The sequence below is a fragment of the Moraxella oculi genome (assembly GCF_023336735.1).
GTDB classification, from domain to species: domain Bacteria; phylum Pseudomonadota; class Gammaproteobacteria; order Pseudomonadales; family Moraxellaceae; genus Moraxella; species Moraxella oculi.
In genome coordinates, this window is record NZ_JAMBAQ010000013.1 from 1 (window position 1) to 18979 (window position 18979).

Below are 18979 nucleotides of genomic sequence, written 5' to 3' on the forward strand. Positions count from 1 at the left end.
GTTGTTCTTTAGTTTGGATTTTAAATAGTGTCATTCGTTGTCATCCAGCGAATGAGTGCGTATTATACGCCAGTTTTATTTAATGTCAAGCATTTTTTTCAATTTTTTTTAAAGTTTTTTTTAAAATGTTTTTGAGAACGATTTTAAGAACTTTAACTTTAAAAACTTTGAATGAAATGGTTAAATCAAAAGTTGCTTAAGTTATTGAATTTAAACAAGTTTTGTTTGCCTGTCTGCTTGAGTGGGGTGTATTATACGCTAATATTTTATTTTGTAAAGGGGGGTTTTATTGATTTTATAAAAATTTTTACAACTCATTGTTTATTTTATATTTTTTATCACTTGCACACGCCTTCGTTCATGGTATTGTTTTAAGTTTTAGGGGTTGTTTGCTCATATCTGACAATCAGATCTTTTTTTTGGTTGGATTATGTATGATATTTTGTTATATTCTATGATGAACACAATGGGTATTTTGGTATTCAATTTTTCATGATGCCAAAGATAATGGCTAACCACGATGAACGATTTTTTATACGACTCACTAAATTTAGAAAATTTAGATTCACAACCCTATTTTATTGGCATGATGAGTGGGACAAGCCTGGATGCACTGGATGCTGTGCTGTGTAGGTTTGACGAACGGCCGGTAGTGATCGCAAGTCATAGCATTTCCTTTCCTAGCAACTTAAAGGCCGCTTTGGCTGCCTTGACCATGCCAAACGGTGTTGATGATTACATAAAACAAGCCGCAGTTGACTTTGAAAGCGAGCTTGATGTGTTTGGCTGGGCAAGTGTTGAATATGGTGAACTTGCAGCCGTAGTGGTGCATGAACTATTAAATAAGGCGGGTGTTGGCAGCGAGTCTGTTTGTGCGATTGGCTGTCATGGTCAGACGGTACGCCATCGCCCACAGTGGCGTTTTAGCTTACAATTATTAGACCCGAATGTCTTAACAGAACGCACCAACATTGCCGTTGTCAGTGATTTTCGTCGTCGAGATATGGCGGTAAATGGGCAGGGGGCACCACTTGCACCTGCATTTCATGAAGCGATTTTTAATAGCGATTATGATGATACCAATCATCGAGCATTACTTAATCTTGGTGGCATCGCCAACATCACGGTATTATCCCATGGCGAGCGTGAGGTGATTGGCTTTGATACTGGCTGCGCCAATCTCTTGCTTGATGGCTGGATAAAGCGGCATACAGGAGCAGATTTTGACAAAAATGGCAACTGGGCAAAATCTGGCCAAATCATCATGCCACTGCTTGAACAATTACTCACTCACCCATTTTTTGAAAAACCTTATCCAAAAAGCACAGGGCGAGAGGAATTTAACTTAGCATGGCTTGATCAGGAGTTGGAAAAATTTAACAAAAATTATAACAGCACTCACACTCCTGCTGATGTTGAGGCGACACTTGTAGAACTGACCAGCGTCAGTGTTGCTCGTGCATTATCAAAAATCATGGCGTTTGGTGATTTGTTCGTTTGTGGAGGTGGGGCATTGAATGGTTATTTAATGACACGCCTTGCTCACAACCTACCAACTTGGCACATTCAATCCACCCAAACCCTTGGCATACCACCCACCCTGGTTGAAAGTTTGGCTTTTGCTTGGCTGGCACAACAAACCATGCTATCCCAACCCAACAATCTACCCAGCGTAACTGGTGCAAAGAAATCAGTCGTTTTAGGGCAAGTTTGTTTTCCTTAATTAATACACCTTAGACACTTTATTAGCGTCTCAATCGTCAATCATGACTAAAGACACATGCTTGATAAGGCATTTTGCCATATTTTAATCAGTTAATCTCAATAAACTGTTGGTTAAATTGGTCAAGTTATCATACAAATGACATGATGAACTGAATGGCGAGTATTTTTAAAACATCTGTAAACTTTTCATCATATAAAAATCATGCTAATATAAGCTAATTTGTAACAAAAAATGAATGGATGTATATCATGCAAAAAATACCGCACTCTGACCGACCAGACCACGCTCGAATTGTCATCACTGGTATGGGGGCAATTACCCCTGTGGGCAACGACTTAGATACCATATGGAACAATCTGATAAATGGCGTTAGCGGCATCACCAAGCTTGAAGGGCTTGATGGTTTACCTTTTGATGAGTTTCGTTCAAAAATTGCAGGGTTGATTAAGGATTTTAATGCCAAAGACTTCTTAAACCCAAGAGAAATCCGTCGTTATGACGAATTCATACATTACGCTCAAGTGGCAGCCGCACAAGCATTGTACTCGGCTGGATTAGTTGAAGATGTGAAAGGCGATAGTCTGCCCATCAATGTCAATGGAGATCGTTTTGGCGTAGTAATGGGATCAGGCATTGGCGGTATTGGAACCATTGAAAACAGTCGGGATATGCTAAAATCATATGGTGCCAAAAAAGTCTCTCCTTTTATCATTCCAGGTGCCATCGTCAATATGTCAGCAGGCTTAATTGCCATCAGACATGGTCTAAAAGGAGCGAACCTTGCCACAGCAACTGCATGCACCACCTCAACCCATGCTATCGGCATCGGAGCGCGACTGATTGCACATGGCGATCTTGATGCCGTCTTGGTAGGTGGTAGTGAAAAAGCCTCCACACCACTTGGCATGGCAGGATTTGGAGCAATGCACGCACTCTCAACCAGAAATGACGAACCAACCAAAGCCAGTCGCCCCTTTGACAAAGATAGAGACGGTTTTGTGTTGGGTGATGGTGCTGGTGCTTTAGTACTTGAAAGCCTAGCCCACGCCAAGGATCGTGGCGCAACAATCCTAGCAGAACTGGTTGGCTTTGGCATGAGTGATGATGCCAGCCATATCACCGCACCCCCCCAAGATGGCGGCGGTGCAAAAAGAGCCATGCAAAACGCCCTAGCAGATGCAGGCATCAGTGCCAATCAAGTAGGGTACATTAACGCACATGGCACCAGCACACCTGCTGGCGATGTCGCCGAAAGTCGGGCGATTGCCGCTTTGTTTGATGATGACATTTTGGTCAGCTCTACCAAGTCCATGACAGGGCATTTGCTTGGGGCTGCTGGGGCGATTGAGGCAATTTTTACCGTACTGGCATTACAAAACCAGACTCTACCACCAACCATTAATTTGGATCATCCAGATGAAAACTGCACCCTAGACTACATTGCCCATAATGCCCGTAAGGTAGAAAATCTCAATTATGCCATCAGTAATAGTTTTGGCTTTGGTGGTACGAATGGCAGTCTTGTTTTTGCACGCTGGCAAGATTGAGCGTTTAAAGCAACTGTTATCAATCAGGATAGGCATGCCTATCCTGATTTTTTACCGCTTACCATGTTCCACATGAAACATCAGACTTTCCAATTGATGAAGTTGTGAAGCAGCCTTAAGCCCGCACGATGGCTTTTTTCTGGGTGAAACTGAGTAGCAAAGATATTATCCTTAATAAGACTGGCACAAAATGACTGTCCGTACTCACAATTTGCAGTTATCAACCCTTGATTACGAACATCCTCTCGGTCAGGTTTGCAATAATAACTGTGTGTAAAATAAAAATATTCATCATTGCAGCCCTGCCACAGTACATGATCGCTGTCGGTATGAACCGCATTCCAGCCAACATGGGGAATCTTAATCAATTCCGAGTTTTGCATCCATGACTCATCAAAACGCTCGACACTGCCTGCCACCACGCCCAAACAAGACACACGACCCCCTTCGGTGGAATAATCAAACAGCGCTTGCATTCCCACACAAATCGCCATAACAGGCTTTGTCAACAATGCTTTTTTTACCGCAATGTCAACACCGCACGCCTGCATGTGATACATGGAATCTCGCATGGCACCAACCCCTGGCAACATGATTTTATCTGCAGCCTCAATGTCTTTTGGATTGTTAGTGATAGTAACTTGAGCCCCTGACACACTCAACGCGTTGGCCACAGAAAATAAATTTCCCACGCCATAATCAAGTAATGCAACCTTAGTCATGACCAACCCCTTATAACATTTCTTTGGTTGAGGGTAATCTGCCGCCAGCACGCTCATCAACTTCACATGCCATACGCAACGCTCGAGCAAATGCCTTAAAGACACTCTCAATTTGATGATGGCTGTTTTTACCTTTTATGTTGTCAATGTGTAGTGTGATGCCCGCATGATTGACCAGACCATAAAAAAATTCACTAAATAAATCCACATCCAATCTGCCCACATAAGCACGGGTAAACGGAACATTCATGTGTAAGCTTGGACGACCTGAAATGTCAACCACCACACGACTAAGACTCTCATCAAGTGGTGCATAAAAATGCCCATAGCGACGAATGCCTTTTTTATCACCCAAAGCAGCTTTTAGTGCCTGACCAATGGCAATGCCTGTATCCTCAACACTGTGATGATCATCTATATGCGTATCACCCACACATTTAACTTTCAAATCAAACAGCCCATGTCTCGTAATCTGCTCCAACATATGATCCAAAAATGGCACACCCGTATCAATATCACCTACCCCCGTACCATCAATGTTGATGGCAATGCTAATTTGAGTCTCGGCGGTATTACGAGTAACCTGAGCGGTGCGTGGTGCGATCATGAGCAATCCTTAATATCAGTCTTTAAATAAACGCTTTATTCTACACAAAAAAAGAATGACTTTGGAAAAAATTTTTTTAAGATGACGACATGTGTTAAAGCGACTTGGATAATTTTTGCCAACCTTGAAGCTTTGGATTATAATAGTTCGATTTTTAATCAACGATTTGAGAGATTTATGGCAACTTTACCAATTTTGCACTATCCAGACCCTCGCTTGCGAACCATCGCCAAAGAGGTTGAGGTTATTAATGATGACATTAAGACACTTATCAATGACATGTTTGAGACCATGTATGCGGCACGCGGTATCGGTCTTGCAGCAACACAGGTGGACAGGCATGTGCAAGTGATCACCATGGACTTGGCAAAAGAAGGAGAAGAGCCTCAGCCAAAAGTCTATATCAACCCAAAAGTCACGCCACTTACCGAAGAACTCACCCCCTATCAAGAAGGTTGCCTCTCCATTCCAGAAGTGTACGACACAGTAGAACGACCTGCTCGTGTGCGTATTGACGCACTTGATGAAAACGGGCAGGCGTTCAGCATTGAGGCGGATGGACTGCTTGCGGTATGCATTCAGCACGAGCTTGATCACTTAAATGGCGTTGTTTTTGTGGATTATTTATCACGCTTAAAACAAGACAGAGCTCGTGATAAAGTGCGTAAGGTCATCGCCAAAAAAAGCTAATATCACACGCATCACCAATAAAAAAACAACTCAACAAAGTGCTTTTGAGTTGTTTTTTATCATCCATCAATCCACCCCAATCAAGTCATCTCACCTAAGAAACCACCAGATTGCCTTGCCCACAACTGAGCGTAAACACCATTTTTGGCAATCAACTCATCATGACTGCCCATCTCAACAATCTTCCCACGATCCATCACCACCAGTCGATCCATTGAAGCAATCGTAGATAATCGATGAGCGATGGCAATGACAGTTTTATCTGACATCATGGCATCAAGACTTTGAGTGATGGCAAATTCCACTTCGCTATCAAGGGCAGAAGTTGCTTCATCCAGTAATAAAATTGGTGCATTTTTTAATATCACTCTTGCAATTGCAATTCGCTGCCTCTGACCACCAGAAAGTTTGACGCCTCGCTCACCCACTTGGGTATCCAAACCTACATTACCATGCTTATCCTGCAAATTCTGAATAAAATCCCATGCGTGAGCAGCTTTGGCTGCCGCAATGATTTCATCATCCGTCGCATTTGGTCTTCCATAAGCAATATTTTCTCGCACAGTACGATGCAGCAGAGAAGTATCTTGGGTAACCATACCAATATTTTGACGCAAAGACTCTTGAGTTACCTTGCTAATATCCCACCCATCAATACAGATTTCACCCCCTTGTATCTCATAAAAACGAAGCAATAAATTAACCAATGTGGATTTGCCTGCACCTGATTTACCCACCAAGCCAACTTTCTCGCCTGCTTTGATGGATAAACAAAATTGATCTAATAACTGACCCTCATCTGCATTGCCGTAATTAAACAACACCTCATCAAATACAATCCGCCCACGACTGACAACCAACACTTTGGCATCGTCATCATCTATGATGGCATGTGGTACTGCCAGCGTATTTAAGCCATCTTGCACCGTACCAATATGTTCAAACAAACTGGCCATTTCCCACATAATCCACTGAATCATGGCTTTAAGACGCAAAGCGATACCAGAGGCGATGGCAATCGCTCCCACCGTTACCTCCCCCACGATCCAAAGATACATACCAATCGCCGTGCTGCCGACAATCATTAGCAAAGAAACCGTCTCGGTGATTGTATTAAGCACAGAGACCCAGCGCATTTGTGCATGTACCGTTACCATAAAGTCCTGCATGGCCGACTTGGCATAACCAAGCTCACGCTGAGAATGACTAAACAGCTTGACCGCACCAATATTTGCATAGGCGTCTGTTACTCTTCCTGTCATCAAAGCTCGTGCGTCCGCTTGGGCACTTGCCGATTGTCTTAATCTTGGTAAAAAAAACCACATCATCAAGCCAACCACCAAAAGCCATGCCAAAAACGGCAAAAATAACCAAAAATCCAACCCAAACAATATCACGCCGCTGGTTACCAGGTACGCCGAAACAAACGCCACCATTTCAACCATCGTCATGATAGTATCACGCACCGACAACGCTGTTTGCATGACTTTTGCCGACACACGACCTGAAAACTCATCATGATAAAATTGCATCGACTGTCCTAGCATATGCTTATGAAACCACCAACGCAACCGCATGGGCATCACACCTTGAAGCACCTGAAATCGCACCAAATTGCCAAACAGCTCTCCAACAATAGACAGCGTGCACACCCCTAGCATCATCATGATTACCGAGCCTTTCATCTGCCAAAGCTCACTCGGCTTATAAATGGTTAGCCAGTCCACAATATCACCCACCCAAGCAAACAACAGTGAACCAAAGACTCCAAGAAATACCGATAATAGCAGACGAATCAAAATCCAAGCCCTAGCTCCTTGTGTACAAGCCCATAAGAACCCCAGCAGCTTTCTGTGTGTCATGGTTGGCATGGAAGTACACGGATAAGGATTGATTTTTCGTTCAAAATAAGAAAATAATGACATATGTACAAGCAGTGATGGAATGATGAAGACATTATAACAGACTTTTTAAATGTCTTTTGTCACATCAACCTTATTTAAAATTCATTCCAAATCACACAGTCATCAGTTAGCAACTTCTGCCCTAAGGCCTCATTCATGATCAAATACCCAGTCCAAAATCTCCCACAAAGACACCAGCTCATATACTAAGTTAGTAAACCCAAAAACCACCCATCAATTCACATGGCACACCCACAACCAACATTCACCATTTACCTCCAAATTCATTCAATACACCTTGTTTTCATCATCAGCATCATATAAAATACCAAGTAAAGTGATGTCGCACTTTTTATGGACAGACAGAGTACAGCATGAAAATCATAATTCTAGGTGGTGGCGTAATTGGCGTTTGTACCGCTTATTACCTCGCCAAAAATGGGGCAAAAGTTACCGTTATTGAGCGTCAAGCGAATGTCAGTGAAGAGACGAGTTTTGGCAATGCAGGGCAAATCTCTCCTGGTTATTCCACACCTTGGGCAGCCCCTTCCATTCCAGCCAAAGCGATGAAATGGTTATTTCAAAAACACGCCCCCCTTGCCATTCGCCCAGATGGCACAAGCTTTCAGATGGCATGGATGCGTCAAATGCTTGCCAACTGTAATTCGGATGCTTACGAGGTCAATAAAGAACGCATGATGCGCATCTCAGAATACAGTCGTGATTGCATTCGTGCATTGCGTGATGAGATCAAGCTTAATTATGAGCATCGCACTGGCGGCACACTTCAGTTATTCAGAAAGCCCGCACAGCTAGAAGCAATGCAACTAGACACCAAAGTACTGGACGAGTGTGGCGTGCCATATGAAGTATTGGATAAAGACGGTCTGGTCAAAGCCGAACCCGCCCTGGCTCATGCAACCGCCAACCTATTAGGTGGTTTACGCCTGCCTAATGATGAGACTGGTGATTGCAATTTGTTTACTAAGCATCTTGCAGAACACTGCAAGGCACTTGGCGTGGAGTTTAAATTCAATACTGTGATTGATGAAATCATTGCTGACAATCAAAAGGTCATCGGTGTTGTTGCTAACGGCGAAACTTTAGAAGCAGACAGTTATGTGTTGGCATTGGGTAGCTATTCTCGTAAACTCGCTCAAAACCTAGGTCTTGACTTGCCCGTCTATCCTGTTAAAGGCTACTCTCTTACAATTGACATCATTGACGAAAGCAGGGCACCCTGCTCCACCGTACTTGATGAAACATATAAGATTGCCATCACTCGCTTTGATAATCGCATACGCGTAGGTGGCATGGCAGAACTTTCTGGATTTGACAAGTCCTTAAGACCAGCACGGCGTAAAACGCTAGAAATGGTTACTCAAGATTTATTCGACGGTGGGGATTTGGCGAATGCTAAGTTTTGGACAGGTCTTCGCCCAATGACTCCAGATGGCACACCAATCATTGGGGCGACTAAATTTAACAACCTATTCATCAATACGGGACATGGCACACTTGGCTGGACAATGGCATGTGGCTCTGGCAAATTGTTAAACGACATCGTTTTGGGCAAAACAGCAGAAATTTCATTGGAAGGCTTAAATCTAAGTCGTTACACAAAAAAATGACATATTTTACATACGGCATGCACGACAAATTTTCAACAATCAAGGTAATAACATGAGCGAAATCAAAAAAATAGACAGTAACGAAACCATTACCGAAATCACCATCCACAATGGCGTAGTCTATTTAGCAGGTCAAGTTCCAGACAATGATGACTTGGATATTATCGGGCAAACACGAGAAGTATTGAACAATATTGATAAGGCACTCGCCAAAGCTGGCACAGACAAGTCAAAACTACTCACCGCCCAAGTATTCATTAAAGACTTGAAAGATTTTGAGCAATTCAACAGTGAATATACGGCATGGATGGCAGGGGTCACACCGCCAACTCGTGCAACAGTACAAGCAAACTTAGTCAATCCAAACTGGCTTGTAGAAATTGTTGTTACTGCTGCCATTTGATAAATAATGAAATTCTGATTGTTTCCGTGGGGGGTGCAATGAATAACATCACAACCCCCTTCTTATTTACCATGTGCAATCTAGCAATTTCTTTTTCACCCCAATCATCAATCATAACATAATCTGAATTTATCACATAGCCAAAACTCATTAGTAAATTCATGGCATGCAATTAAATGACAGTGTGCTTTATATGAAATACCGATTAACACATCATCTCGCCTGCTTTCTTAAAACAACTTGACAGTCAAAATCCTTAATGATAACATATAATAATTATCATTCAAATTAGGGATAACTCATGAAAATCAAAAAAAGCATTCTGACTGGTTGCTTGACTACCGCTCTTTTATTTGGATCAAATATCTCACTAGCAAAAGTTCCAAATGATGCCTCTTTACTCAAGTTAATAAAAATAGTTAATGCAGAACAAAATATTCAAGAAGGAATAAAATTTGGTTTTATCAATTCATTTACGCAGAACAATCTAAACAATCCCATGTTTCGAAGCTTGTCAGCAGACAAGCAGGCACAGCTTGAAGCCCTGACACAAGAATTTGCCGAAAAAGTTTGGGCGGAAGTTGATACCAGTGCTCTACCACAACAAGTGGCAGACAGTTATTTACTGATTGCCAAGAAGTATTACAATCAAGAAGAAGTGGATGCCTTAATCAAATTTTATGACACGCCACTTGGCCAAAGCATCATTGCGAAAGAGGTTCACATTACATCACAATTACTTAATAATGTGATGGCAGATTTTTTGAATGATAAAGAATTGATTCAACTGATAGAGCAAGGGGTGATAAAAAATTCAGCCGAATTTGAAAGTCGTTTAAAAGAAATTTTGCAGCAATAACACCCCCAAACAATAAATCCCCTAGATGTCTTGATAGGGGATTTATTTTAGCCGTTTATCACTCCCACTCAATCGTTGCGGGTGGCTTACTACTCACATCGTAGACCACACGAGACACATCGGTGATTTCATTCATAATTCGAGTTGAGATTTTATCCACCAGTTCATACGGCAAATGGGCAAAACGAGCGGTCATGAAGTCAACTGTTTCGACAGCACGCAGAGCAATCACCCATGCGTAGCGACGACCATCTCCCACAACGCCAACAGATTTAACAGGCTGAAAAACGGCAAATGCCTGTGCAGTCTTATCATACCAGCCAGATGCACGAAGCTCCTGCATAAATATGTCATCTGCCAATCTTAAGATATCAGCATACTCTTTTTTCACCTCACCCAAGATTCTCACACCCAAACCAGGCCCTGGGAATGGATGACGGTAGATCATGTGAGCAGGAATGCCTAAGGCCACACCCAATTGACGCACTTCATCTTTAAACAAGTCTCGCAAAGGCTCAACCAATTCAAATGCCAAATCATCAGGCAGACCACCCACATTATGATGCGACTTAATCACATGTGCCTTACCATGCTTAGATTTGGCAGACTCAATGACATCAGGGTAAATTGTACCTTGAGCTAAAAATTTCACACCATCTAGTTTTCTGGCTTCTTCTGAAAAAACCTCAATGAACTCTCGCCCAATGATTTTGCGCTTTTGTTCTGGGTCGGTAACACCAGCTAAAGCCGTCAGGAAACGATTTTCAGCATCCGCCCTAATAACACGAATGCCCATATTTTCTGCAAACATTTGCATCACCTGATCCCCTTCATTGAGTCGAAGCAGACCATTATCCACAAACACACAAGTCAACTTATCGCCGATCGCTCGGTGAAGTAAGGCTGCCACCACCGAACTGTCCACACCGCCTGACAATCCAAGCAAAACCTGATTATCGCCAATTTGCTCTCGAAGTTGCTTAACTCTTAGCTCAATGATACTTTCTTTATTCCATGCATTGCCACAGCCACAAATGCCATGCACAAAATTAGAAATCAAAACCTCACCTTTATCAGAATGGGTTACCTCTGGATGAAATTGCACACCATAAAATCGGCGATCTTCATCTGACGCTGATGCAAAAGGACAGCTTGGCGTGCTGGAAGTGGTGATGAATCCGTCCGCAAGACGAGAGACTTTATCGCCATGACTCATCCAAACCTGCGACTGGTTCTGTGTGTCCGCCACATCAACAAGCAGCCTGTCTTGTGCCACTATGTCGATTTTTGCATGACCAAATTCCTTGACCGTACCTGCCACTACCTCACCACCCAGTTGGGCGGTCATCGCCTGAAAACCATAACAAATGCCAAGCACAGGCACACCAAGCTCAAAAACACTCTGTGGAATTTTTGGACCATTGTCTGCATAAACACTCTCAGGCCCACCAGATAAAATGATGCCTTTTGGAGCAAAAGCACGAATTTCCTCATCGCTGGCATCATAGGCATACATTTCTGAGTACACGCCTGCCTCACGCACGCGGCGAGTGATGAGCTGGCTGTATTGTGAGCCAAAATCCAAGATAAGAATGCGGTCGGTGGTGATATTGGTCATGATTCATCCTATTAACAATTTTTTAAAGGGGCTTGAATAGTGTTTGTGGTGTTTATCAGACTAAGCAAGCAAATTCTATGCATCAATGTCTGCATTCAAGGCGTTTTCTTCGATAAATATGCGACGCGGTTCGACTTCATCACCCATCAGGCAGTTGAACAGATGATCAGCAGCGATGGCATCTTCAATGGTGATTTTAAGCATTCGGCGATTTTCTGGATCCATTGTGGTCTCCCAAAGCTGATCAGCATTCATCTCGCCCAAGCCCTTGTAGCGTTGAATGGTCATGCCTCGACGAGCATCCGCCATCATATGACTCCATAGGTGATGAAAATCCTGAATCGCCATATCTTTTTCACCACGACGCAAGAAAGCACCATCACCCAGCACCGCATTCCACTCACCAGAGAGTCGATGAAGTCTTGCATATTCAGATGAATTGAGAAATGCCGAATCTAGTAGGTAATCTTGTGGCAGACGATGGATAAAAATCGTAACTTTTGGCAACCATTGTTGCTTATCAGCCTCATCCGAACCAGTTACCTCAATCAACGCCACTTGCGGAGACACATCTTTAGCCAACTCATCAAGCTTTAGTTGCAGTTTATCAGCCCATGCCTGCATGGCAGACTTATCATGAAAACTGGCATTGAATTTTGGCATGAAAGTTAGTGCATCAAGTACCTGTGATGGATATTTATTTTGAAGTCTGGCTTTGATGGTTTGTGATTGATTATAGTCATTAAGCAACTTTTGTAATGCCAAGCCGGTTATCGCAGGCGTATCTTTACTCAAAAACAACTGATTATCATCAATCGTTGCAGACAGCAGATAGGATTTTAAAGCTTCATCATCTTTAAGATACAGCTCGTGCTTGCCTTTCTTAATCTTATACAATGGGGGCTGGGCAATGTAGATATGACCACGCTCAATCAGCTCTGGCATTTGGCGGAAAAAGAAAGTTAGAAGCAGCGTGCGAATGTGCGAACCATCAACATCCGCATCGGTCATGATGATGATCTTATGATAACGAAGTTTGTTGACATCATACTCATCAACACCAATACCCGTACCCAAAGCGGTAATTAAAGTACCAACCTCAGCAGAAGACAACATCTTATCAAATCTGGCTCGCTCAACATTCAAAATCTTACCTTTCAATGGCAAAATCGCCTGCATTTTTCGGTTGCGACCCTGCTTGGCAGAACCTCCTGCTGAATCACCCTCCACAATATAAAGCTCGGATAAGGCAGGGTCTTTTTCTTGGCAGTCTGCCAATTTACCTGGAAGTCCTGCAATGTCCAACGAAGTCTTGCGGCGAGTCATCTCTCTTGCTTTGCGAGCTGCCTCACGAGCTCTGGCAGCATCTATGATTTTACCCGCGATTGCTTTGGCAGCGGCAGGATTTTCTAATAAATACTCACTTAGGCGTTCGTGCATGGTTGTTTCAACCGCAGACTTGACTTCACTAGACACAAGTTTGTCTTTAGTCTGTGAACTAAATTTTGGGTCTGGTACTTTCACCGAGACGATTGCTACCAACCCTTCTCGTGCGTCATCGCCTGTCACCTGCACTTTTTCTTTTTTACCGATGTGTTCACTTTCCATGTAGTGATTAAGACAGCGAGTTAAGGCGGTGCGAAACCCTGATAAATGCGTACCGCCATCTTTTTGAGGAATATTATTGGTAAAGCACAGCACCTTTTCGTTATAGCTGTCCGACCATTGTAAAGCAACCTCAACACCAATGCCATCAGAGCCTTGCGTGGTGAAATGAAAAATATCATTTAAGGTCTGCTTGCCCTCATTAATAAAACTGACAAATTCAGACAAACCACCTTTATGCTCAAAACCCTGAGTCTTGTCATCTCTTTCATCAGTCAGAACGATACGCACGCCAGAATTTAAAAAGGACAGCTCACGCAAACGCTTGGCAAGAATGTCATAATCAAAAATCGTACCACTAAAAATTTCTTCACTGGGATAAAATCGTAATCGTGTTCCTGTTTCGGCAGTAGGCTCAACCTTTTTTAATTCAAAATCAGGCACACCATCAGTATAGTTTTGAGTATGCAAGTAGCCATCACGACAGATGGTTAAAATAAGTTTTTTAGATAAGGCATTGACCACCGAAACCCCAACACCGTGCAGACCGCCAGAGACTTTGTAAGAATTATCATCAAACTTACCACCAGCATGCAGCACCGTCATGATTACCTGTGCTGCCGACACCCCCTCTTCTGGATGGGTATCCACAGGAATGCCACGACCATTATCCATGACCGACACCGACTCGTCTTCATGAATGATGACATTGATCTCATCACAATGGCCAGCCAATGCTTCATCAATGGCATTATCCACCACCTCAAAAACCATGTGATGCAAACCTGTACCATCATCCGTATCGCCAATGTACATGCCTGGGCGAACACGCACCGCTTCAAGCCCACGCAAAACTCGGATGTTTTTTGAGCTGTATTCGCTGTTTTGAGTATTAGAAAGCTCATTATGTTGCGTCTGCTCGGTCATAAAAATTCCTTAAATCATACGCCGCCATGATTGTTGCAATACCTCATCATCAAGCGTCATGAATGGTCAAAATATCCGTTAATTATAGCATTTTATTCAAAAAAAAGCCATGCGTTTGGCAAGCCTACATCATGATCAAAAAGCCCCACAAGTATCCATCAGGCCCAATCCTGCTTTTGAACAGACCCATGCTCCACACGGAACAAGGAAAGCTGGTCCTCTTGCCCAAACTTCGCCATTTTTTTACGCACCCACTCAGCAGTAGATTCTTGCAGGCTGGTGATGAATAGCTGACATGGCAAAGCCAACACCGTTCCTAGCAACACCTCAATCGCTTCACCATCAAGCTCAGCATCCACATCATCAATCAAAACCACTGGCTTCACCTCACTTAGATGCTCACAAATCAGTTGTAATTGAGATAATTTTAATGCAGTGATGAGTAGTTTTTTCTCACCACGAGACAACACATGTGCCGCCTGCTCTCTCACTCCTCTTCCGCAGTCGCTGATATTTTTAAAGACAACCATCAAATCAGCACGATGTGCACCAATACGAGTATGACCCAAATCTTGATCTTGAACCATTCGCTGTCGCAAAGTATCAAAAAGCCCCACCTGCACATCAAAACCTGGCTGATAATTCAAGGAAAGTCTGCCTTGATGGCTAGGAATAAGCTTGCCTATCATCTCCTCAAAAAAGCCCTGCCACCTATCAAAAATTGCTTGGCGACACCCATGCAACACATCAGCGCATTCACAAAGCTCCCTATCCCACGCCAAAAGTTCTTGGGTCGGCAAGACATTAAATTTTAATAAGGCATTTCGATGCTTTAATAGGCGCTGATAAGACAGCCACTTTGGATAAAAATCTGGTTCCACATGAAACGCCAACCAATCAAGAAGCTGTCTGCGATTTGCACTACCCTCTTCTAGCACCGACATACCTGTCGGATCAACAAGCAACATTGGCAACAAAAAAGACAGTGTGCTTTGACCACTTACCACCGACTGATTGACTTTTAATAAAGTATTTGCCAATCCTGATGCACCCAACTGCTTTTGAATGGCGATCGTTTTATGGTTGTCAATGCGTGCCCATACCGCACAGAACTGAGTGCGATGCTGGATATAGCGTCTTGGCTCATGATGACGAAAGCTCTTACCCCGAGAAAGCAAAAACACCGCCTCTAATAGCGATGTTTTGCCACTGCCATTTTTACCAATGATCACATTGCATCGAGTGGGGCAAAGCGACACTTGGCTTAGATTTCGAAAGGCATGAATGCGTAACTCATGAATCATGATGACACACGCTCAAATATTGTCATACACGCATCGGCATGATAACATACTGATGATTCATCTCATCACCCACCTGATAAATCAAAGCAGGCTTCACCGCTTCTGTCATTTCAATGCGAATATCCCCATCCAGCACACGCAACACCGCACGCAAGTACGCCTCATTAAAAGATATCTCCAAAGGCTCACCTTGATAGCTGCCCACCAAGCTCTCTTCGGCAGCGTCTTGCTCACGGTTATTCACACTCACCTTAACTGCACCATTTTGTGAAAAATTGAACAATACGCCTGGTGCATCTTTACTTACCAAGATTGAAAGACGACGCAACACCTCACTCAACTCATCTTTATTAAAAAGCACCGATTTATCATGATTGGAAGGGAATACACGACGATAATCAGGGAATTTGCCTTCAATAAGACGCGCTACCATGCCCACTTGCATGCCACCATACTCACCACTTTCATCAAATTCAAGCGACACCTGCATAAAGTTATCATCAAAACCAACACAAACCTGCTCATCCTCACTATTTTTACCAACCTCGCCCAACAATCGCTCAAGCTCCCCCACTGCTTTTCCTGGCATGGTAACACGACGCTCCTCATGACTTATCCCTAAAGATCGGTGTGCCACTGCCAAACGATGACCGTCCGTCGCCACGGCAGTCAACTGATCACCATTAATTTCAAACAACATGCCTGTCAGATAGTGCCGAACATCTTGGGTTGCCATGGCAAAACGAGTATGAGCAATCAAATCGTGCAGTGTTGTGCGTGAAATCTGCAACCAAGTGGTGATGCTTGGCGATCCAATACTTGGAAAATCTTGGGCTGGTAGGGTTTTTAGGGTATATTTCGCCCTACCACCAATCACCAAGCAACGTGCTTCGCTGGCATCTAGCAACATTACCTCATCAGATACCGTCTTGCAGATGGTGAACAATTTTTCAGCTGGCAAGGTCGTCTCTCCGGCCTCAATGCACGCTCCTTGGGGTAGCTTAACCGTCGCTGTCAGCTCAACCTCCAAGTCAGATGCCACAAGAGTTAATAGTTCTGGCTTCAGGATGAATTTAATATTGGCCAAAATAGGTCCGATGCGATGATGTTTATCGGCAGCTTTTGCAACCAAGCTGATGGCGTTGATTAAAAGATCTCGACTGATGGTAAGTTTCATTGTTATTTTCCCCAATAATTTTTGTGTATGGTACTTAGTTTTTGATGCAAATACAAGCACAATCTTTGGTGCAACAAGGTTGATAATCACTCAAATTCCAAGGTGGCTTTTAAAGCCTGATAAGCTTTCTCCACCTTAATATCCTCATCTCTAAGCTCCTGAATTGCCTTGCACGCATGCATGACGGTGCTATGATCTCGACCTCCAAAAAACTGTCCAATCTCCGGAAAGCTGTCTTGAGTTAACTCACGAATGAGCGCCATCGCCATTTGGCGAGGTCTAGCAATCGCTCTGGCACGCTTTTTACCCATCAAATCCTTAATGGACACACCATAATACTGCGCCACCAAATCTCGGATATTGTCAGCATTAATCGCGCGAGCTCTCGCTTCAACATGATCCTTGATGGCATGACGCACAAGTGATAGCGTTACAGGCTCACCCGACATCGCGTGATTGGCATGAACTTGATTAAGCGCCCCTTCCAATCGACGCACATCTGGTGCAACATTTTGAGCAATAAATAAAGCACATTCTTTTGGTAACATCATGTTCAATAAACTTGCTTTTTTCTCCAAGATTTGCACACGCATGTCAATATCTGGGGGCTCAATAAGTAGATTTAGACCACCTGAGAACCGAGACTTAAACCGTTCATCAAAATTATTGAGCTGGGTTGGGTGCCTATCAGAAGCCAAAATGATGCGATGTTTTTTATCTTTTCCAAATTCACTAAAAATCGTCAAAAGCACATCGGCGACTTTTGGGGCTTGCTTAGCATTAATTAAATGAATATCATCAATGATGAGCAAATCCGCCTTGCAAATTCTTTTAACCAACTGATCCACCTTGCCATCACGAAAAGCCTCTTTGGCGATGCGAAAGAAGTGATCTTTCGTCAGGCAACAAAATTTCAATCCAGCCTTTTGATAGCGGTGTGCCACAGCATGCATCAAATGAGTCTTGCCCAGCCCTGACGAACTGTACAAGAATACCAGTGAATAAGATCCTTCGCCTGCTTTCTTCCCCAATTCATAGCACGCATTATAAGCAAAAGCATTCGACTTCCCCTTGACAAAAGCATCAAAAGTGTGATGCTCTTCGATCTGCTCACTTTCTTCGATCTGCGTACTCACTTTATTTTTTTTGACAGATCTCTCAATACTGACAGGCGTTTCTGTAGATTTGGTCACCTCCAAGCGCACACCAAGCACACCATCTGACGCATGTTTTTTCACCAAGCGCTCAATCAGCTCAATATAGTCTTGATTAATGCGATTGATGAAATACTGATTAATTGCATAAAGCACCAAAAATTCACCCTCAATGCTTGGCTTCAGGGGTGATAACCAACGCACTAAATCAGACTCTGGCACCTCAAAAGCCAAATCTTGTAAGCATTTTTGCCAAACATCAAGGGTGGGGGTAGCGACCTCACCCGTTGCCACTTCATCAAACAATGACATACTCATTCATCCTTCACACCTCAGCTCAAACAACCAAAAAAAAATCAAGTCAATCATGCCACATCATTTCTAACACAGATGGCAACGATTGACTATAAAATTTAGGCAGATATTAACACAAAATTTTAAAATTTAAAACATATTTTTTTGTGGATAACTTTATGGAAAAGGTTGTGGATAAGTCATTATCGTAAATAATTCACAAAATATTCACAGTTATTTAACAAACTTTTCCACAAAATAAGTTTATGATTTTTATATTTTTTTTATACTTATGCACAGACTTTTAAACAAACTATTATTACCATGTTTAAATATAAATACTAGTAAACAAGTCAAGGTAAATCTGTGGATAACTTTTAATTTTTTAAAAAAATGAACGGCGATAGGCACTCCTAAAAAAATCAAGCTTGCTCAATATTTTTTTGAGTTTACCAGCATTTTGTCAATTTCTCCTTGACAAAGACTGACGCATTTGATATGATTCAATATGATTTTCACGACTTTTATAGTGAGAACAACATAAACATAGCATGTTGCTAGACTAAAAAAGCTTTCACTGAATCAAGCTTCTGCAGAGCTTAGTGATGCTTATCAACCTTAAGGTGTATTATGAAACGTACTTTTCAACCAAGCGTTTTAAAACGCAAGCGTACCCATGGTTTTCGTGCTCGTATGGCTACCAAAAAAGGCCGTCAAGTCCTAGCCCGTCGCCGTGCTAAGGGTCGCCATCGCTTAACTGTATGAGTGATGAAGTAAAAGCACCATTATTGGTGCTTTTTTATTGCCCATT

At 42.8% G+C, this 18979-nt stretch carries 15 protein-coding genes; 7 read left to right on the plus strand and 8 right to left on the minus strand.

The window, feature by feature from the left end; translation table 11 throughout:
* The first annotated feature begins 520 nt into the window (after positions 1 to 520).
* A complete protein-coding gene (locus tag M2R47_RS06895; RefSeq protein WP_249100869.1) occupies positions 521 to 1723 on the plus strand; it encodes an anhydro-N-acetylmuramic acid kinase in 1203 nt (400 codons plus the stop codon).
* 251 nt (positions 1724 to 1974) lie between these two features.
* Positions 1975 to 3273, plus strand: coding sequence for a beta-ketoacyl-ACP synthase II (gene fabF, locus M2R47_RS06900; protein ID WP_418001189.1), 1299 nt, complete (start codon positions 1975 to 1977; stop codon positions 3271 to 3273).
* A gap of 80 nt (positions 3274 to 3353) precedes the next feature.
* Here the strand turns inward: fabF and hisH are convergent, their stop codons facing one another.
* Entirely contained in the window at positions 3354 to 3995 is a 642-nt protein-coding gene (hisH, locus tag M2R47_RS06905; RefSeq protein ID WP_249100875.1) for an imidazole glycerol phosphate synthase subunit HisH, read from the minus strand.
* 10 nt (positions 3996 to 4005) lie between these two features.
* Positions 4006 to 4602: an imidazoleglycerol-phosphate dehydratase HisB gene (gene hisB / locus M2R47_RS06910; RefSeq protein ID WP_249100878.1), complete on the minus strand. Its 597-nt coding sequence runs from the start codon at positions 4600 to 4602 to the stop codon at positions 4006 to 4008.
* Between the two features lie 177 nt (positions 4603 to 4779).
* Here hisB and def point away from each other — a divergent pair, with 177 nt between their 5' ends.
* A complete protein-coding gene (def, locus tag M2R47_RS06915) occupies positions 4780 to 5292 on the plus strand; it encodes a peptide deformylase (protein ID WP_249100881.1) in 513 nt (170 codons plus the stop codon).
* A gap of 80 nt (positions 5293 to 5372) precedes the next feature.
* Here the strand turns inward: def and M2R47_RS06920 are convergent, their stop codons facing one another.
* Entirely contained in the window at positions 5373 to 7217 is a 1845-nt protein-coding gene (locus tag M2R47_RS06920; RefSeq protein WP_249100884.1) for an ABC transporter ATP-binding protein, read from the minus strand.
* Positions 7218 to 7570: 353 nt separating this feature from the next.
* Here M2R47_RS06920 and M2R47_RS06925 point away from each other — a divergent pair, with 353 nt between their 5' ends.
* The 3 genes from M2R47_RS06925 (at position 7571) to M2R47_RS06935 (ending at position 10089) form a co-directional block, all read left to right on the plus strand.
* Positions 7571 to 8827 carry a D-amino acid dehydrogenase gene (locus M2R47_RS06925; RefSeq protein ID WP_249100887.1) on the plus strand — a complete coding sequence of 419 codons (1257 nt, stop codon included), beginning with the start codon at positions 7571 to 7573 and terminating at the stop codon, positions 8825 to 8827.
* 52 nt (positions 8828 to 8879) lie between these two features.
* Positions 8880 to 9230 (plus strand): RidA family protein, encoded by a 351-nt coding sequence (locus tag M2R47_RS06930; protein WP_249100889.1) that lies wholly within the window; start codon positions 8880 to 8882, stop codon positions 9228 to 9230.
* A 301-nt stretch (positions 9231 to 9531) separates the two neighbouring features.
* Positions 9532 to 10089: a DUF2059 domain-containing protein gene (locus tag M2R47_RS06935; RefSeq protein ID WP_249100892.1), complete on the plus strand. Its 558-nt coding sequence runs from the start codon at positions 9532 to 9534 to the stop codon at positions 10087 to 10089.
* Positions 10090 to 10147: 58 nt separating this feature from the next.
* On the opposite strand, the gene guaA is transcribed toward M2R47_RS06935, so the two are convergent.
* From guaA to dnaA, 5 genes are all read right to left on the minus strand, one after another.
* Positions 10148 to 11707 carry a glutamine-hydrolyzing GMP synthase gene (gene guaA / locus M2R47_RS06940; protein WP_283162929.1) on the minus strand — a complete coding sequence of 520 codons (1560 nt, stop codon included), beginning with the start codon at positions 11705 to 11707 and terminating at the stop codon, positions 10148 to 10150.
* Between the two features lie 75 nt (positions 11708 to 11782).
* Complete coding sequence (gene gyrB, locus M2R47_RS06945; RefSeq protein ID WP_249100897.1) at positions 11783 to 14239, minus strand: DNA topoisomerase (ATP-hydrolyzing) subunit B; 2457 nt, start codon at positions 14237 to 14239, stop codon at positions 11783 to 11785.
* Between the two features lie 158 nt (positions 14240 to 14397).
* Complete coding sequence (gene recF / locus M2R47_RS06950) at positions 14398 to 15543, minus strand: DNA replication/repair protein RecF (RefSeq protein ID WP_249100901.1); 1146 nt, start codon at positions 15541 to 15543, stop codon at positions 14398 to 14400.
* A gap of 22 nt (positions 15544 to 15565) precedes the next feature.
* Positions 15566 to 16720: a DNA polymerase III subunit beta gene (dnaN, locus tag M2R47_RS06955; RefSeq protein WP_249100904.1), complete on the minus strand. Its 1155-nt coding sequence runs from the start codon at positions 16718 to 16720 to the stop codon at positions 15566 to 15568.
* Between the two features lie 86 nt (positions 16721 to 16806).
* On the minus strand, positions 16807 to 18192 hold the full coding sequence (gene dnaA / locus M2R47_RS06960) for a chromosomal replication initiator protein DnaA (protein WP_249100906.1): 1386 nt from the start codon (positions 18190 to 18192) through the stop codon (positions 16807 to 16809).
* A gap of 606 nt (positions 18193 to 18798) precedes the next feature.
* On the opposite strand from dnaA, the gene rpmH reads away from it, so the two are divergent.
* Positions 18799 to 18933: a 50S ribosomal protein L34 gene (gene rpmH / locus M2R47_RS06965; protein ID WP_003662232.1), complete on the plus strand. Its 135-nt coding sequence runs from the start codon at positions 18799 to 18801 to the stop codon at positions 18931 to 18933.
* Positions 18934 to 18979: the final 46 nt, after the last annotated feature.

Excerpts from the sequence above, each read along its gene's own strand:
- gyrB (WP_249100897.1), bottom strand. The coding sequence starts at position 14,239 with ATGACCGAGCAGACGCAACATAATGAGCTTTCTAATACTCAAAACAGC.
- hisB (WP_249100878.1), bottom strand. The coding sequence starts at position 4,602 with ATGATCGCACCACGCACCGCTCAGGTTACTCGTAATACCGCCGAGACT.
- guaA (WP_283162929.1), bottom strand. The coding sequence starts at position 11,707 with ATGACCAATATCACCACCGACCGCATTCTTATCTTGGATTTTGGCTCA.
- dnaA (WP_249100906.1), bottom strand. The coding sequence starts at position 18,192 with ATGAGTATGTCATTGTTTGATGAAGTGGCAACGGGTGAGGTCGCTACC.
- M2R47_RS06930 (WP_249100889.1), top strand. The coding sequence starts at position 8,880 with ATGAGCGAAATCAAAAAAATAGACAGTAACGAAACCATTACCGAAATC.
- fabF (WP_418001189.1), top strand. The coding sequence starts at position 1,975 with ATGCAAAAAATACCGCACTCTGACCGACCAGACCACGCTCGAATTGTC.
- M2R47_RS06925 (WP_249100887.1), top strand. The coding sequence starts at position 7,571 with ATGAAAATCATAATTCTAGGTGGTGGCGTAATTGGCGTTTGTACCGCT.
- M2R47_RS06895 (WP_249100869.1), top strand. The coding sequence starts at position 521 with ATGAACGATTTTTTATACGACTCACTAAATTTAGAAAATTTAGATTCA.
- recF (WP_249100901.1), bottom strand. The coding sequence starts at position 15,543 with ATGATTCATGAGTTACGCATTCATGCCTTTCGAAATCTAAGCCAAGTG.
- hisH (WP_249100875.1), bottom strand. The coding sequence starts at position 3,995 with ATGACTAAGGTTGCATTACTTGATTATGGCGTGGGAAATTTATTTTCT.
- M2R47_RS06920 (WP_249100884.1), bottom strand. The coding sequence starts at position 7,217 with ATGTCATTATTTTCTTATTTTGAACGAAAAATCAATCCTTATCCGTGT.
- def (WP_249100881.1), top strand. The coding sequence starts at position 4,780 with ATGGCAACTTTACCAATTTTGCACTATCCAGACCCTCGCTTGCGAACC.
- dnaN (WP_249100904.1), bottom strand. The coding sequence starts at position 16,720 with ATGAAACTTACCATCAGTCGAGATCTTTTAATCAACGCCATCAGCTTG.
- rpmH (WP_003662232.1), top strand. The coding sequence starts at position 18,799 with ATGAAACGTACTTTTCAACCAAGCGTTTTAAAACGCAAGCGTACCCAT.
- M2R47_RS06935 (WP_249100892.1), top strand. The coding sequence starts at position 9,532 with ATGAAAATCAAAAAAAGCATTCTGACTGGTTGCTTGACTACCGCTCTT.